The organism is bacterium, from assembly GCA_035295165.1.
GTDB lineage: Bacteria > Sysuimicrobiota > Sysuimicrobiia > Sysuimicrobiales > Segetimicrobiaceae > JAJPIA01.
This window is the reverse complement of the sequence record DATGJN010000017.1, coordinates 1-15,201: the sequence shown is the minus strand read 5'-3', so window position 1 is coordinate 15,201 and position 15,201 is coordinate 1. Positions and strand designations below refer to the sequence as shown.

Below are 15,201 nucleotides of genomic sequence, written 5' to 3'. Positions count from 1 at the left end.
TTCAGATGTCGCCGTTAAGAATACACGGCCTCGTCGGGCATCTCGAGATACCCAAGCACGTCGGATACGCTGCGGGACAGGAGAATCTTCAGTGGCGTGGGCCCGCCAAAGGCCATGGTCGGCGCGTTCAGCCACTCGCGGGCCTTGTCGACGCTTTTGTACCGATCCACGAGCAAGTCCTTCACTGCGAGGATTCGCTCGAGCTCTAGTCTGTCCACTCCCTGAGGCGCGAGGCCGCCAGACCGCCATTGTCCGATCGTGCGCTCTCGCACGCCCAGAACCTGGCCGAGCTTGGCCTCAGAGAGATCGAAGAACGCCTGAAGTTCGCGGATCTGGTCCCTCGCGTTCATGACGATCATGACGCCACCTCCGTCAGCGCGCCTAGCGGATTCCTCCCGCTTGCACTTGCATCTGACATCAGGCTTCGGTGCGGATCCCGTCGCAATTGGACCGCTTCGCGCCGCGCGATCGCGCCAAGCCTAGTGAATAGCGCCGATCGAGACGAGCCCCCGCTACCTCCTCGTCATCGATCCGAGGTCACGGGGTGTCCATCCGAGCGGCACGTGGAGTCGCCGAGTCGCGGAGAGGGGGGACGACGCGTTCCCACTGCTCACTGGCTCCGGCCGGAACGACCATGGCCTGTTTCGTGGTGACGTGCACGCCAAGACCAGCTCGGCGCAGGCCATCAAGAACCCCGCCACGGGCCTCTACGGCCCCTCGGAGCACTATAGGATCGCCGATCGCCGTCACGTGAAATGGCCCGACCGTTCGGCGTCCATCGATCAGGAGGGTTGGACCGGACGACACAATGGTGCTCTGTGCCGTGATTCGTTCTCCGTTGACGGCGACGGCCTGAGCCCCGCCATACCGCAACATCATGTTCAGCAATACCACATCTCCGTCTTGCACCAACGCAGCGCTTGGATCGTCCGACGAGAGTGCCCGGGTGGCATCTGAGAGCACAATTTCGATGCCAGGCCCTGGGATCGCCGTCAACCCGCCGCGGCGGCCAGGCTGCGCGCGACTTGATGCTCCCGCATGTCACCCAGGACCGCAACGCCTGCGACGCACCATCCTGCCAGTGCGAGCGTAAGAGCCCACGTCAGACCGATTCGCCGCAGTATCGAAGCCAGTGCCCGCGATGACCGTCGCCCATTTTCGTGGACCGCAGCCTCCATACGTCGCTCAGTCCTCCCCACTCCCCCGCATCTGCGCGAGACAAGCCGCAATCGGGGCGTGTACTGCAACCGACTGTCTCCAGTGGCGGGCAAAACCTAGCCGAGGTGTTGTGTCGCCTATCTGAGCGTCAGACCAGGCCACCCTCGGGCCTCAGAGTAGCCTGATCTGCGCCCGAGACCGCCTACTCGCCCTTCTGTTGCTGGACAATACGGGTGGCTTCCGTATACGTCAGCCACTGCTGGCTCTGCTGGTAGGAGACGTACCGGAGATAACCGGGCAGCGACATAAAGTCCGTCTGCGCGCTGAATGGTGTCAGATTGGACACGGTCGGGTACTGTTGGGCCGATGCAATTCCAACGAACGCCGTCGAGAGCATCAACACGCCAAGCATGATCCCCCCGAACATCCGCAAGGATTTCATGGGATTCCTCCTCTCCGTGAGAGTCTTGACGACCAGGCTCGCTGGTACAGCCGTCTGACACGGGGCAATGACCAACGTGCTCGAAGCCTGTGTGTGCCTACGTTCCAGGGTAGCAGGCTCGGGGCGGAAAAGATGGTCAAATATGCTCACAAGACGCGGAACTGGGCGATTTCGAAGGTCCGCTCACGTCCTGGAATTCCTAGCGCGGAGTGCCGGCGAACAGGTGGAAAAGGTCGTTTAACCCTGACGCGCTCCGAGCGTAGTGGGCGCAATCGCAGCTTCAACTTCGCCGACGTGCCCCGACGGATCGAGAGAAAGATCAAGCGGCTGCGGAAGGGCATACGTACCTCGCTTCGCCGTGCCGCGCCTGTCATCCGCGATGCTCCACGCGCGGACGCGAGCGAGACCAGCGAAGCCCCGCGCGGATCGCCGCAAGCACGGCGGCGCCCGCGCCGATGGTCTGGGCAGCCTGTCGCGCCACGTCTTGCATTCGGATAAGTGCTTCGATCCCTGACTGCAGAACCGCGTGCGTCTTACTCACAGTCCCGAGGACATCCTCAGTGCGTACGAGCACGTTACGCAGATCTGCCGTCACCAATGGGAGGACCCGCTGAGCAGCCGCGACGACCGTCTGTACCCGAACAACGACGCGCCAAGCCATCACAAAGACCGCCACCGTCACGCCGGTCACGATGAGGCAAGTCGCCGCGATGATGGCAAGACTCACGTCAGCGACTATTGACATACGATCACCTCGCGCTCATGATGGATCCGGTTTACCCGCGCGCTTGACGTTCCGGAGGCGGCGGCGGCCTACGGCTCGTAAGAGCAGCGTCATCGCATCCTCTCGCCCGTTGCTTCATCAGGGAAGCGAGCCCCTTGCGATACCCTCTTCCAGTCGTCGCCAGAACACGACCGGTAGCGCCGGATGACTGTTGCAGCCCGCCATGCCGACACTCTCTGCCCGCTATCAACTCACCTTCGGGAACTCAGCCGGCCCAGCACGCCACGCGGAGGTTGCCCGCAGCGGCTTCGCAATGTCCTCGATTGGAGCCGCTGAAACCAGCGGGCGAACCGGCGAGTTGATCTCCTGGACGACCTCCCTCGCCATCACCTGCACGGCCGCCGCCACCGGGAGAGCGAGCAATCCGCCAAGAAGCCCCAGCAATTTCACTCCAATGAGCAAGGCCACAATGGTCAAGAGTGGTGACAGTCCGAGGACGCGCGCCATGAGCCGAGGGATCAGAATATGCGACTCCAGATTCATCGCGACGACGAAGAAGATGACCACAGCCAGCAACTGCCAGGCGGGTTGCCCCAGTGTTACGAGAACCGCGATGACCGCTGCAAGGGTGAGTCCTACCAGCGGAATGAGTTCCCCGACCCCGGCGATCACGCCGATTAGAAATGGATAGGGGATGCCGATGGCGAGAAGGACCAGCGAGACTGGCACGGCCACAGACACAGCCAGCAGGAGTTGCCCACGCAACCATCCACCAAACTTCATGCCGATCCGATGGAGAAGGAGGCTCACCCGTGGGCGTTCTTCTTGAGGAAACACCGTGAGAAAGGCGCTCTTGATGGACGCTCCCTCGAGCAGCATATAGAAGGTAACCACCAGTACCGTGATCGCCGCCACAAGCCCACCCGCCAGCCGCAGCGCCAGCACGGCCGCGCCGGACCCCAGCATGGCAGCATTGGAACCTTGCGCCGAAAGATGGTCGAGATCACTTGCGAGGTCCGGCACCCACGGCCGCTGAACCCTCACGCCCGCCAGCCACTGCCGACCCTCGGTTAGGAGAGACGGCGCCTGCTGAACGAATCTTCGAGTTTCCCCGACGGCCGGCGCGATCACCATGGCAGAGATGAGCACGACAACGATAAAGATCGCGAGGTAGAGCGCCCCGATCGCGGCTCCCCGGGGGAGCCGGAATCGTCCCACGATCCGCCACCGCTCCACAAATCCCACGAGGGGCGCACACGCGGTTGCGAGGACTGCCGACACGAGCAGGAGCACCAGAATCTCCGCGATCTCGCGTACGAACCAAATCATTACCCCGGCGAGGAGAATGACCGCCACGACCGTAACAGTGCCACCGATCAGTTGCCTCTGTGTCAACACCGACCCCGCAGTTTGTTCCATGAATCTGGTCCGAACATACTTCACTTAGTGGCTAGGTACTCGCTCTCACATCCTAGAGGGTGATCAGCGGAAACTGGGTCCCCCGCGGTGTCCTGAGACAATTGGCCGTTGCCGTTCGGCAACACGGTTCTGTCGAGAGACGAGCTCCTACCTTGGGGGAAGGACCGGCGCGCCTTCCCCCATCTAACGTGGATACAAACACAACCCAGGCTACGCTACGCCGCCCTGGAATGCCGCATCCCGGTCAATTGCCGCACCAACCAGAGCACGACCACGGCTCCGACGAATGCAACAATGATGGATCCGACGTTCACACCCGTGACGCCCACGTGCCCAAAGAAGCCGAAGATCCAACCTCCCACGATGGCGCCGACGACACCGATCACGAGGTCTCCCAGCAGACCGCCAGGTCCTTCACCGGGAATTACCATTCTCCCTAACCAGCCGCCGACTATCCCCACCACAATCCATGATAGAATGCTCATCTCATACCTCCTTTGTTCGAAATATCCAATGAAGAGCATGTGGAACCACTGTAACGCCTCCTCGCGGGGACGATCTTGCGTTGCGCGCCGAGTTGGCCGCGGGCGCTCCATCTCCATGCGGCCATAGCTTGTACATCTTGTTCGGTGAGGGTGGGCCAAACTTGACGTACATCTCGCATTACTGTGGATTGGTACTCTCTGACCGGCCAGGGGCCGCCCATGGCACGTCATCTCCTCAGCTATCTTTCCTCTGCTCGATACGCCTACCGTCGATCGACTTGTCGATCGTCCCCGGGCCTAGATGAAGCGTAACACGACCTGCAATTTCCCACTATGCAAAATTGCTCACATCTCTCAAATGCCGACTGGGTCGTGCCCCCCATCGCCGTCAGCACGATGTCCCAAGCGTCGTCCACGCGTGGACGCAGACCCTCACCTGCCGCCACTTGTCGCATCCGCACTGCGCTTCGAGGCGTGCCTCGACCGTAGGCGATAAGGGTGGGCGCATGTGCCAAGAGAGGTAGGCGCCAAGAACTGAACTAATCAGTCCCGCCTTCGGATCGTCGGTGCTCATTGCGAAACTAATGAGGTTTTCATAATACAGTGATAACTCGAGCATCAAAAAAAGAGCCCGGCGTGTTTCAGAAACCCTCGGCTCACAGCGGGACGCCGCCGAAATCGGTGAACCCCGTTGCGGACGCTGCGGCGCAGCAGGCGCAGCTCGTCGGCCGGGGTGTTCGCTAAGGCCGTCACATCGAGATGAGCCCACAGCTGCTCGACGGGATTGAGGTCCGGCGCGTACGCCGGCAGCCACACGACGGTCAGCCAGGACCGATATCGGGCGACCGTCTCCTGGACCACGCGGCTGCGGTGGGCGGGCAGGCGATCCCACACGAGAATCACGCGACGGCGCACGTGGTGGCGGAGCGCCGTCAGGAACCGGATTACGTGCACGCTGCGCACGGGGCCCGGGTGGAACGCCACGGACCACCGCGGGTGACGTCCGTGGCCGGTCGTCAGCAGTGCGCCGATGGCCGAGAGGTGCTTCCAATGATTGAACGGCTCCACGACCACCGGAGGGCGGCCTTTCGGGGCCCACGTCGCGCGAATCGGCGGCCGTTGGGTAAAGCCACTCTCGTCCAGGAAGCCCAGCAACGCCCTCAGGCGGGCGGCGTTTTTTTTACCCGCGGCCACGTCGTGCGGATCCAGCGGGCCACTGCCTCGGGATCGCGCTCTTTCGCCTGTCGCGCCGGCCGTTGTCGGCTCCACCCCAAGTGGCGCAAGACGCGCCAGGTCTGCGGGACGGAGTAGCGGACGCGACAGACTTTCCAGATGACCGTGACGATCCGCTGCAGCGTCCACAGGTGGGTGGGATAGTCCCAATCGGTCGGGCCACGGACGAGGGCGGTCTCCAGTCGCTGCAACGCCGCAGCGTCGAGGCGTGGCTTCCGGCCGGCGCGCCCGGCTCCGCGCAGGCCCGCCGCGCCGTGCGCCCGCCACGCTTCGTACCAACGGCTGGCGGTCTCGCGGGACACGCGCAACTCGCGCACAACATCGGCTTGGCGCTGGCCACGCGCGAACAGCTGCGCTGCGCGTTGCCGGCGCGCTTCCAGAGCAGCGAAATCCCGTCGGGTGCGAAGGATGGGCGCCATGAGGACATTGTAGCAGGCCCACTGACGGATGTCACTATATTACGAAAACATCATTAAGTTCGATGGCACCAATCAGAATACCAAGCAACGGGGCTAGGATGGGCAGCAGGTGCTGGAGACATTCATGTCAAGCTGCTATACTCAGGTCACGCTCGGGCGGTGGAGATTAGCGTTGGCAAAGAGAAAACCCGCGCACTTCAAGCATCTCAGCACCCTCGAAAAACCCGGTGCCGGGAAACGCGTGGTCGAATACCGCCCGAAAGACACCCTCTTTCAGCAGGGCGATGCTGCCGACGCAGTATTCTACGTTCGGGACGGCAAGATTAAGTTGACGACCACGTCCTCGCAAGGCAGGGAAGCCATCGTGGCCATCGTCGGCGCGGGCGACTTTGTCGGCGAAGGATCCCTCGCGGGGCAACCCTTGCGCATGGCGACGGCCATCGCCATGACCGCGTGCTCGTGTGTGCGCATCGACAAGACGGTCATGAACCAACTGCTCCACCAGCGTGGTGTCTTCTCCGAACAGTTCATGGCGTATTTGCTCGGCCGCAACATTCGGATTGAAGCGGACCTCGTCGACCAACTCTTCAACTCCAGCGAGAAGCGGTTGGCCCGGACGCTCCTACTGCTGGCGCAGTACGGCAAAGAGGGACAACCTCAATCCATCGTGCCGCAGATCAGCCAAGAGACCCTGGCGGGGATCATCGGGACGACCCGGTCGCGCGTGAGCCACTTCATGAACAAGTTCAGGAAATTGGGCTTCATCGAATACAACGGTGGCTTGTCCGTCCACAGTTCCCTCCTGAGCGTCATCCTGCTCGATTGAGTCGGCTCTTATGTGAGGTCGACCACGCCGCTTCCGAACACACGGAAAGTCGCAAACAACGCGCACAGACCCCTGAGAGGATGCATGGCCAACTGATGCGGTGGACTGGACATGGTCGCCGCCATCTGCCACCAGTCCGCACCGAAGAGCAACAAAGTCGTCGTCACTCGACCGAAGCGCTCATCCTGTATCGGTCACCCTATCATGTCGCGGCACCTGATCTGGAGATGGGCATGTTTGTATCAAGTCTGTCGTACATCGGAAACCCCGTCTGAAGACCCGATTTCTGGGACGCTTCGCACGCCCCGGTGAGCCAAAGAGCCGGAGAGGGAGGATCCCGAATCGTGGCTATCCCGTGGTACCGATCGAAGTGGTTCCGTGTCGGTGGCGTCATCCTCCTGCTGGGGCTGATCGTTGCTGTGGCCCTTCCCTTCCTCATCCCGGTTGACCGCTTCCGACCGCTGCTGATACAGCTCATCGAAGCCAACACCGGTCGAGAGGTCCAGATCGACGCGCTGAGACTCCATGTGGTACCGACGGTGCACCTCCAAGCCGTGAATGTCCGTGTGAGGAACTCGCAGGGCTTCCCTGGGGGTGATGCCATCATCGTGAAGTCCGTCGATCTCGACGTCGGGCTGCTCGCGTTGCTCTCGCAGAAGCTCGATGTGACGTCCATTGTACTCAGCGGCGTCGAGGTGCATCTTCTCCGGAACCCTGCGGGCCGAACGAATCTCGAGCTTCCGGTTGCCCTTGGAAGCGTCCCACCGCGGCTGACCGCTGTCGCCACCGGGGGTGGCGCCTTGCTGACGCTCGACCACGTCGGTGCGATCGCGGTGACGAATGTCGAGATCACCATGGGCAGCGTCGACCCACGCACCGAGCAGGTGACGCCGTCCCTGACTTTGCGCGGAGTGAATGCCCGAATCCGCTCCATCGATCTGAGCGCACCGGACGCGCCGAAGCGGCTCGAAATGGCCTCGGCCCTGCGGGGCGTGACGATCACGACGCCGTCGTTAGCCAAGCCGGTGCAGTTCGAAGCGGGCGACTTCCTCATCAAGGATGGTGCGGCGCGGGGAGCGTTTGCGGCAACACTGGACACCATGCGTGTCACGGGGTCCGTCGCGATCGCCAGTCTCGATCCGTTATCCATCATCACGTTCACGGTCGCCATCCCCGATCTCGACGTCGCCAGGATGGAGCGCCTCGCGATCCGCGATGCGCGCGGCAATCCGGCAGCCTCGACGCCCTCGACGACCCGGCACCTGGTGGCGCGCGGAACAGTCAAGATCGACCGGCTCGTCCTTTCCCCACTGGAGGCGACCCAGATGCGTGGCCGGTTGAGCGTGCACACGAACACGATTCAGGTGGATTCCTATGCACTCTCTGCGTATGGCGGTACCGTCCAGGGCGCGGCCGTGCTGGACTACTCCGCTGCCAGCTTTCCCACCATCGTCACCACTGCGGTGCGCGGCGTCAATGTCGAGCGGATGTCGAGCACGCTCTCGCCCAAGGGAGGACAGATTACGGGTACGCTGGAGGCCGATCTCAGGCTGGCCACCGAGATGGGGCGTGATCCCGAGGCGGCCCTCAGGGGTGCTGGGACCTTTGCGGTGCGCAACGGATCTTTCCCGAGATTGGACCTCGAGAGCACCATGGAGAAATTGGCGACGGCGGTGCACCTCATTAACGTGCCGGTAGGCCCCACGCGGTTCAGCTACTTCGGGGGAGATCTTCGCATCGGGCAACAGCGCGTGTACAGCAACGCCATTCGGCTTGAGGGAGAAGGACTGGAAGGAACGGTCCGGGGTAGCTTCGGCTTCGATAGGACCCTTGACTACGTGGGGACGGGCGCGATGAAGACCCCAGCATCAGCGGCATCGGGGGGCGCCATGTCATTTGTGGGGCGGATCCTCAGGAAGGTCGTGCCGGGGACTTCGGGCGCAGCCGGGATCCAGGTGCCGTTCTCCGTGCGCGGGACCTTCGACAATGTCACGTTTTCCCGGGCCGGCACGCCGCAGCCGATACGGGACCTGAGTCCCCAGCAACAAGAGCAACAACCCCACAACCCTTCGCGGTGACGCGGCGCACTCCCCGAGGCCCCTGAGGATACCATTGGGGCCGGATGCAGTAGCCCGTATGCGAGAACTGGACGACCTTAGTGCTGGCTGGTTCCAACCCGTTCGGCCTCGAGATCCCGGACCAACTGGGTGGCCTCCACTTTCGCCGCGGCTGTGCGACCTGGCATCTTCACGTCTTGACTTGTCGGCCGGAATGACCGAGGGTCTTGAACCGACGGGCTCCTCGCGCCAGCCCTCCTCAGTTGATGACGAGGACCTGCTCGGAACGGCTAGGCCGTGGTGAGCCACATGCCAGCAATGGTAATAGAATTACTACCCCCTTCCACTCACCCCGGTCCGCCGTTGGCCGAGCCTGCCGACTATCGCTTCGGGCGCTTCCGCAGCACCCGCGGTCGTTCGTTCCGGTACCTAAATTATAAATTAAATTAGAGCAATTCACATTTAGGTCAAACTTCGACTCGCGGGAAAGAGCACCCTAGATCTTCCTGGATTTAGCAGACTGCACCCAACCCTCTAGCTCCCGGGCCGCAATGTCCCTTCCACCAAGGCCAAAGGCCAGAGCCACCGCCACAGCGATAGCCCCAAGGAGCAGCGTAAAAGCCGTGTTGATAATCTCGTTTGCCAGGTCCATCTGCCTCAGGGCCATCGCCCCGACCAAGACCAAGATAGAGACCCGGGTGGCTACGGCGAGTAGGCTCGCTTGGACCATCCCGCTGGCCAGGACCATATTGGAGATTAGATTTGCGATGTAGAGACCGACGGCAAAAATGACCAACCCCACAAGCACGTGGCCCGCCGAGACCGTGAACCGGACCAGGAGGTCGGCCAACAAGACAAGGCCAAGGATCCGCGCGGCTTCAATCGCGGCAAAGAGCATGATGGCTACCCGGACGAGATGGCCTGCAATTTCCGAGGGCGCGGCCTGCATGTTCTTGAGAGCCACAATGCTCTTGAGACTTTCGTCGCTCTTCGTGGCCTTCAGCAGACGAATGACGATGAATCGCAGCACACTGGCGGTGACCCAAGCGAGCAATAGAAAGAGCCCAGCCGCGAGCAGCGCGGGGACTGTCTGGAAGATCTGGTTCATCATCGTGACGAGCGGTTGCGTGACGATCGTGAGCCCCACGACCTGGAAGAACCCGACCAGGACGAAGAGCATGATCAAGTAGTAGACCAACTTCCCAATCCACTGCTCCGCATCGACAGGTTTTGCTGCCTCTTCCCCGGTGATCCATTGCACCAATCGCTGACCCGTGCCTGTACGGTGAAGGACCGCTCTCACGGTACCGGACACCACCCGGGCTACGATCCACCCAATAACAAGGACGGCGATGGCACCGATGATGGTGGGGCTTGACCGAACAATCTGGTCTCGTATCACTTCCATCGTGTCACCTCCTCTCTCCCTGATCCCCTCAGGATCTTTCGTTCGGTCCAAAGGTCTTCTAGGACGAAAAGGACATGACGGCGATCCGGAAGAATGTCGATTGCTCTAAACTTGACCCGCCGCCAGGGAAACAAAGCTTTCTTTGAGGTTGCGCAATCCAGGCGCGTCGGTGGGACTCCAAGCATCCTCGGAGACCCGGTCGGCCTCTTCCATCTGCTCACGATTAGTGGCCACGATTTCTTGACCGTTCGGGAAAGCACGGTCAGAATCGTCCAACTCCCCCGCATCATTCCAGTTGCAGCATCTGTCCAGCTTACGAATCGCGGTCCACCCTTAGAAACCGGTCACCACAAGCAGATTCTGGACTTCTGTGACTCCAGGCGCAGCCCACGCACCGTCCTCGGCCTCTTGCAATTCCCTCCAGGAGCGGACAGTGCCGGTCAGCGTGACCTTGCCCCCAGAGGTGGTGACCTTGATCCGCTTTGCGTCAAGAATCGCATTGCGCTGGTGGGCCGCTTCGATCTTCGCCTTCACCTCAGCTGGGGTTACCGATGGCCGGATGGTGATTTCATTGCTGACTCCCCGAACTCCCGACATATGTCGTACGGTTTCCCAAGCTGCTAGCCTCTGGAAGTGCCAGTCCACTTGGCCTTTCAGGGTCACCCATCCATGCTCCGCAGTCACCTTGATACGATCTGTCGGCACCCGGATGTTCCAAGCCAGCGCATTTTCCACTGCTCGCACGATCTCAGCATCCGCCCGCTCGTAGGAGGGATGCAGCCGGACCTCGATCTCATCAACCACACCTTTGACGTCCCAGAGCTTCCTTGCGGCGTCCTCCGCGGACAGCCTCTCCGCGTAACTATCCACATAGCCGGTGAGGGTGACTTTACCGTCCTTGACCGCGACTCTGATAGCCTCCGGATGCAGAACCGGCTCCCACTTGAGTTCCTCTTCCACATCCTGTTTGACCTGCGAGTCACTCCTCATTCGAGGATCCTCCTCTCTTTGATATTGATACAATCCATTATAAGAATCCATCAGGTTTGCCCGCCATCGGGTGCGGAGCCTATTTGGGGGGAGGTACCTTCCCGCTTTTTCCTCTCGGGGCGCTTGGCCTTGTCGTCGGTACCACGAGTACCGCGCAGACCAAGCCAAGCTCCATCCGCGCTGTCATCCCCCGCCCTCAGGTTGTCGAGCGGCGACACGCGCCGGAACTTCCGCGACACACGTCCGGCCTCACCAGGAGAGTGTAGCGGAGCGCCATCGCGAGGCTCTCGTTCCGGAGCAGCTGCCACACGAGTTCCAGGTCCCCAGTCTGCTTGAGGAATCGACATGACCGCGTAGTGACGCAACTGGTGAGGACCGATCTTATGCAGGCGTTCGGCGCGGATGAAGAGGCGGTGCAGGACGGCGTGTTGCCAGCCTCGCAAATCGCATCAAACCGCGACCGGGGGGCGCTTAGTTAGAGCGAGGAGCGCTGCCTTGACCGCGTTTGGCCGTACACCGCCCATGACCAGTTCGGGCACGGCTTTTCGAGGAATCTTCCGCTCCTCCTAGAACTCTTGGTTCCGGGTATTCCCGTGTGGCTCTGCATAGGATGATCATGGTGTAGGCAAGAGCAAAGCAGGGTGCCGATGGACATTCAACAGATTTTGACGAGACTCCCGCAACGTTACCCATTCTTGCTCGTTGATCGCATCGTAGACATGGTGCCGGGCGAACGCATCGTCGGGTTCAAGAACGTCTCAATCAACGAACCGTTCTTCGCGGGCCATTTCCCTGGGAATCCGGTGATGCCGGGGGTCCTCGTCGTCGAGGCGATGGTTCAAGTTGCGGCCATTCTCGTGTCATTTCGCCCCGACATCGAGGGCCGTCTGATCCACCTCGCGAATCTCGAACGTGTACGGTTTCGCCGAACGGTGCGCCCCGGTGATCAACTCATCATGAGCGCGGTGGCGCTCCGGGGCAAAGGTCGGTTCGGCAAAGCGCACGTGACCGCCACGGTGGAGGGCATGGTCGTGGCAGAAGGGATTGTGACCTACGGGTTGGTCACGGTTGATGCGGTGACATCCGCCAATCGGTAGTCTCTTGCTGGAACTGACATTCAATAACATCAAAGTTTTCCCGACCCGGTCAGTGCATTGTTCACGATCTTCTGGGCCTCGCTCACGATAGTCTGCAGATGTTGCTCGTCACGAAAACTCTCCGCGTAAATCTTGTAAATGTCTTCCGTGCCGGACGGGCGGGCGGCAAACCAGCCGCTCGCAGTCACAACTTTCAAACCGCCGATGGCCGCACCGTTGCCGGGAGCGCGCGTCAGCTTGGCCATGATCGGATCGCCCGCCAGCTTCGACTCCTTCACAGCCTCGGGCGACAGCTTGGCGAGGCTCACCTTCTGTTCCGGCGTCGCCGCCGCGTCAATACGCGTGTAATACGGCGTGCCGAACTCCGCCGTCAGGTCACGGAAATGTTCGCTGGGATCTTTGTCGGTGCGCGCGGTGATTTCCGCCGCGAGCAGGGCCATGATCGGGCCGTCCTTGTCGGTCGTCCACACCGTGCCGTCGAGCCGCAGGAAACTTGCTCCGGCACTCTCTTCGCCGCCGAAACAAACCGAGCCGTCGAACAGTCCGGGCACAAACCATTTGAAGCCGACCGGTACTTCGCACAACCGGCGGCCAAGTTTGTTCACCACGCGATCAATCATGCTGCTGCTCACGAGCGTCTTGCCAACCGCCGCATTGGCCGACCAGTGCGGACGATGCGTGAGCAGATACTCAATGGCCACCGCGAGATAATGATTCGGGTTCATCAACCCCGCCGACGGCGTGACGATTCCGTGCCGGTCCGCGTCGGGATCATTGGCGAACGCGACGCGGTATTTATCTTTGAGACTGACGAGGCTGGCCATCGCATACGGGCTGGAGCAATCCATGCGGATCTTTCCGTCGTGGTCGACTGTCATGAACGAGAACGTCGGGTCGAGTTTCGGATTCACGATCGTGATGTTCAAGTTGTAAATGGAGTTGATCGGCGTCCAATAAGGCAACGCCGCGCCACCGAGGGGGTCCACACCCAGCGTCAAACCGGCGGCACGAATGGCGTCCATGTCCACGACATTCTGCAGGTCATTGACATAGGGCAGAATGAAATCGTCTGCGTGTGTGGTCGCCGCTTTGAGTGCGGTGGCAAACGGCACGCGCTTCACACCGGCATTATTCCCGCGCAATAATTCGTTGGCACAATCCTGCACCCAGCGCGTCACGTCGGTGTCGGCGGGGCCGCCGTTGGTCGGATTGTACTTGAGGCCGCCGTCTTCCGGCGGATTGTGCGAAGGTGTGATGACGATTCCGTCCGCGAGGCCGATTGTGCGTTCGCGATTGTGAACAATAATTGCGCGCGAGATGACCGGCGTCGGCGTCACGCCGTCGTCGGGTTGGATGAACGTTTCCACGTTGTTGGCCGCGAGAACTTCGAGCGCGGTACATTGGGCGGGAGCGGATAGCGCATGCGTGTCCTTGCCCATGTAAAGCGGGCCGGTGATCTTCTGGCGGCGGCGGTACTCGCAAATGGCCTGCGTGATGGCGAGAATGTGCGCCTCGGTGAACGTGCCGTGCAATGATGAGCCGCGATGTCCGCTCGTGCCGAAGCTGACCAATTGATTCCGGTCGGCCAGATCAGGTCGCCGTTCGTAATACTCACGTTCGAGCCGGGCCAAGTCCACCAACATTTCCTTCGGGGCCGGTTTGCCTGCGAGTGGCGAAATCACCATAGTATCCGGGATTTCCAGTTGGGGTCTAGATTCCCTTCGGTTGGAGCCGTCTAGCCTGTCCAGTGTGGACGAGGTGCCGCGCTTCACTCGTCGTCGCGTGGCGGCTTCGGTCCCGACGATGGCCCCTCGGTGCTCTCGCCCATCCCGGCGGCCTCCACCGCCCCACCGCTCGGTTCCAGTTCGGCCTTGGTCGCTTCCCACTCGGCTAGCAACTCCTCCTCGTCGGTGAAGGCACGAGCGGAGATGGTGTTTCTGCGATGGTCACGCCTCACGATGACGCCAAACGCCGTGCCGAGGGCTGCCCAGTCCTCCGCGTCGATCTCGTCTCGCACAATAGCGTCGTTCGCCTCGATCTGCTCCCTGAGACGCCGTACGATCTCCGCGCCGTCTCGCAGCAACCCGGCCCACACATTTCCCCCCGGACCGGTCGCCCAGTCATCCGCACCTTCCTCGGCCATCGCGTACAGAAGAGTCGTGAGCGGCGGGGCCAGTTCGTGACTCATGTCCATCCTCAGTCCCCCCGTCAGCGTGGAGCCCCGACCTCCCGCGAGCGCACGATCCGCAGGTGCGATGCGAGGCCGACCCTGGACCATCCCCGACGATGGCCTCCAGGTGGCCACCGCGGCAGCCAAGGGGCGTCTCGGGGGGGCGGCGCCACGTCCAGATCCCAGATCCCGGTGGAGCGCGTCCGTAGTGGTGCTCGCCGGCAGCACGTCGGAGCGGCTACGGCGTCCCCTGCGGCGGTCTCCCACGTCCCCCATCCACGAACGGCTGGAGCAGTTTGGTGAACTCCATGGGGAACACGAACTTCGTGGCGGGACCCGCTCCGAGGGCTTTCAGGGCCTCCAGATACTGGAGGCTCATCGTATTCGTGTCCACGGTCTTGGCGACCTCGAAGATCTTACCCAAGGCCAGCGAAAACCCCTCCGCACGGAGGATCGCGGCCTGACGGTCGCCCTCCGCCTTCAGGATGGCCGACTGCTTTTCTCCCTCCGCGATGGTGATGGCGGCCTGCCTCTTCCCGTCCGCTTCCGTGACGAGCGCGCGCCGGCTCCGTTCGGCGGACATCTGCCGCGTCATCGCATCCTGGACGTCCTTCGGCGGGGTGATCTCGCGGATCTCCACGGTCGTCACCTTGACCCCCCACCGCTCCGTGGTCTCGTCGAGCTTGGCGCGCATGACTTGGTTGATCTGGTCCCGCTTCGTCAGCGCCTCGTCGAGGCTGAGGTCGCCGATCACCGCGCGGAGCCCGGTCGTG

16 protein-coding genes are annotated in these 15,201 nt (G+C 61.9%); 3 read left to right on the top strand and 13 right to left on the bottom strand.

The features are described from left to right. Positions 1-14: 14 nt before the first annotated feature. From VKZ50_02615 to VKZ50_02585, 7 genes are all read right to left on the bottom strand, one after another. A complete protein-coding gene (locus VKZ50_02615) occupies positions 15-359 on the bottom strand; it encodes a hypothetical protein (protein ID HLJ58604.1) in 345 nt (114 codons plus the stop codon). 1,001 nt (positions 360-1,360) lie between these two features. Next, the gene (locus VKZ50_02610) at positions 1,361-1,600 is read right to left on the bottom strand and encodes a hypothetical protein (GenBank protein ID HLJ58603.1); all 240 of its coding nucleotides are present in this window, start codon (positions 1,598-1,600) and stop codon (positions 1,361-1,363) included. Between the two features lie 370 nt (positions 1,601-1,970). Further along, complete coding sequence (locus VKZ50_02605; protein ID HLJ58602.1) at positions 1,971-2,345, bottom strand: hypothetical protein; 375 nt, start codon at positions 2,343-2,345, stop codon at positions 1,971-1,973. A gap of 225 nt (positions 2,346-2,570) precedes the next feature. After that, the gene (locus tag VKZ50_02600) at positions 2,571-3,719 is read right to left on the bottom strand and encodes an AI-2E family transporter (GenBank protein HLJ58601.1); all 1,149 of its coding nucleotides are present in this window, start codon (positions 3,717-3,719) and stop codon (positions 2,571-2,573) included. 239 nt (positions 3,720-3,958) lie between these two features. Then, positions 3,959-4,228, bottom strand: coding sequence for a GlsB/YeaQ/YmgE family stress response membrane protein (locus VKZ50_02595; GenBank protein HLJ58600.1), 270 nt, complete (start codon positions 4,226-4,228; stop codon positions 3,959-3,961). A 618-nt stretch (positions 4,229-4,846) separates the two neighbouring features. Then, positions 4,847-5,422, bottom strand: a complete 576-nt coding sequence (locus VKZ50_02590) for an IS630 family transposase (GenBank protein HLJ58599.1) — start codon at positions 5,420-5,422, stop codon at positions 4,847-4,849. Further along, positions 5,389-5,880 (bottom strand): winged helix-turn-helix domain-containing protein, encoded by a 492-nt coding sequence (locus tag VKZ50_02585; GenBank protein ID HLJ58598.1) that lies wholly within the window; start codon positions 5,878-5,880, stop codon positions 5,389-5,391. The genes VKZ50_02590 and VKZ50_02585 overlap by 34 nt, the downstream gene beginning before the upstream one ends. Positions 5,881-5,989: 109 nt before the next feature. Between VKZ50_02585 and VKZ50_02580 the strand changes: the two genes are divergently transcribed. Both VKZ50_02580 and VKZ50_02575 read left to right on the top strand, forming a co-directional pair. After that, positions 5,990-6,706 (top strand): Crp/Fnr family transcriptional regulator, encoded by a 717-nt coding sequence (locus tag VKZ50_02580; GenBank protein ID HLJ58597.1) that lies wholly within the window; start codon positions 5,990-5,992, stop codon positions 6,704-6,706. Between the two features lie 344 nt (positions 6,707-7,050). Further along, positions 7,051-8,784 carry an AsmA family protein gene (locus VKZ50_02575; protein HLJ58596.1) on the top strand — a complete coding sequence of 578 codons (1,734 nt, stop codon included), beginning with the start codon at positions 7,051-7,053 and terminating at the stop codon, positions 8,782-8,784. 475 nt (positions 8,785-9,259) lie between these two features. On the opposite strand, the gene VKZ50_02570 is transcribed toward VKZ50_02575, so the two are convergent. From VKZ50_02570 to VKZ50_02560, 3 genes are all read right to left on the bottom strand, one after another. Then, positions 9,260-10,171: a mechanosensitive ion channel gene (locus tag VKZ50_02570; GenBank protein ID HLJ58595.1), complete on the bottom strand. Its 912-nt coding sequence runs from the start codon at positions 10,169-10,171 to the stop codon at positions 9,260-9,262. A gap of 105 nt (positions 10,172-10,276) precedes the next feature. Beyond that, complete coding sequence (locus VKZ50_02565; protein HLJ58594.1) at positions 10,277-10,447, bottom strand: hypothetical protein; 171 nt, start codon at positions 10,445-10,447, stop codon at positions 10,277-10,279. 57 nt (positions 10,448-10,504) lie between these two features. After that, the gene (locus tag VKZ50_02560; GenBank protein HLJ58593.1) at positions 10,505-11,161 is read right to left on the bottom strand and encodes a BON domain-containing protein; all 657 of its coding nucleotides are present in this window, start codon (positions 11,159-11,161) and stop codon (positions 10,505-10,507) included. 647 nt (positions 11,162-11,808) lie between these two features. Here VKZ50_02560 and fabZ point away from each other — a divergent pair. Further along, on the top strand, positions 11,809-12,258 hold the full coding sequence (fabZ, locus tag VKZ50_02555) for a 3-hydroxyacyl-ACP dehydratase FabZ (GenBank protein HLJ58592.1): 450 nt from the start codon (positions 11,809-11,811) through the stop codon (positions 12,256-12,258). Positions 12,259-12,287: 29 nt separating this feature from the next. On the opposite strand, the gene pgm is transcribed toward fabZ, so the two are convergent. From pgm to VKZ50_02540, 3 genes are all read right to left on the bottom strand, one after another. Then, a complete protein-coding gene (gene pgm / locus VKZ50_02550) occupies positions 12,288-13,943 on the bottom strand; it encodes a phosphoglucomutase (alpha-D-glucose-1,6-bisphosphate-dependent) (protein ID HLJ58591.1) in 1,656 nt (551 codons plus the stop codon). Between the two features lie 83 nt (positions 13,944-14,026). Continuing rightward, on the bottom strand, positions 14,027-14,446 hold the full coding sequence (locus tag VKZ50_02545) for a hypothetical protein (GenBank protein ID HLJ58590.1): 420 nt from the start codon (positions 14,444-14,446) through the stop codon (positions 14,027-14,029). A 220-nt stretch (positions 14,447-14,666) separates the two neighbouring features. Further along, a partial coding sequence (locus VKZ50_02540) for an SPFH domain-containing protein (GenBank protein HLJ58589.1) occupies positions 14,667-15,201 on the bottom strand: 535 nt, incomplete at its 5' end.

Bases quoted from the DNA above. Each gene is read 5' to 3' on its own strand.
- VKZ50_02615 (HLJ58604.1), bottom strand. From the start codon at position 359: ATGATCGTCATGAACGCGAGGGACCAGATCCGCGAACTTCAGGCGTTC.
- VKZ50_02610 (HLJ58603.1), bottom strand. From the start codon at position 1,600: ATGAAATCCTTGCGGATGTTCGGGGGGATCATGCTTGGCGTGTTGATG.
- VKZ50_02605 (HLJ58602.1), bottom strand. From the start codon at position 2,345: ATGTCAATAGTCGCTGACGTGAGTCTTGCCATCATCGCGGCGACTTGC.
- VKZ50_02595 (HLJ58600.1), bottom strand. From the start codon at position 4,228: ATGAGCATTCTATCATGGATTGTGGTGGGGATAGTCGGCGGCTGGTTA.
- VKZ50_02585 (HLJ58598.1), bottom strand. From the start codon at position 5,880: ATGGCGCCCATCCTTCGCACCCGACGGGATTTCGCTGCTCTGGAAGCG.
- VKZ50_02570 (HLJ58595.1), bottom strand. From the start codon at position 10,171: ATGGAAGTGATACGAGACCAGATTGTTCGGTCAAGCCCCACCATCATC.
- VKZ50_02560 (HLJ58593.1), bottom strand. From the start codon at position 11,161: ATGAGGAGTGACTCGCAGGTCAAACAGGATGTGGAAGAGGAACTCAAG.
- fabZ (HLJ58592.1), top strand. From the start codon at position 11,809: ATGGACATTCAACAGATTTTGACGAGACTCCCGCAACGTTACCCATTC.
- pgm (HLJ58591.1), bottom strand. From the start codon at position 13,943: ATGGTGATTTCGCCACTCGCAGGCAAACCGGCCCCGAAGGAAATGTTG.
- VKZ50_02545 (HLJ58590.1), bottom strand. From the start codon at position 14,446: ATGAGTCACGAACTGGCCCCGCCGCTCACGACTCTTCTGTACGCGATG.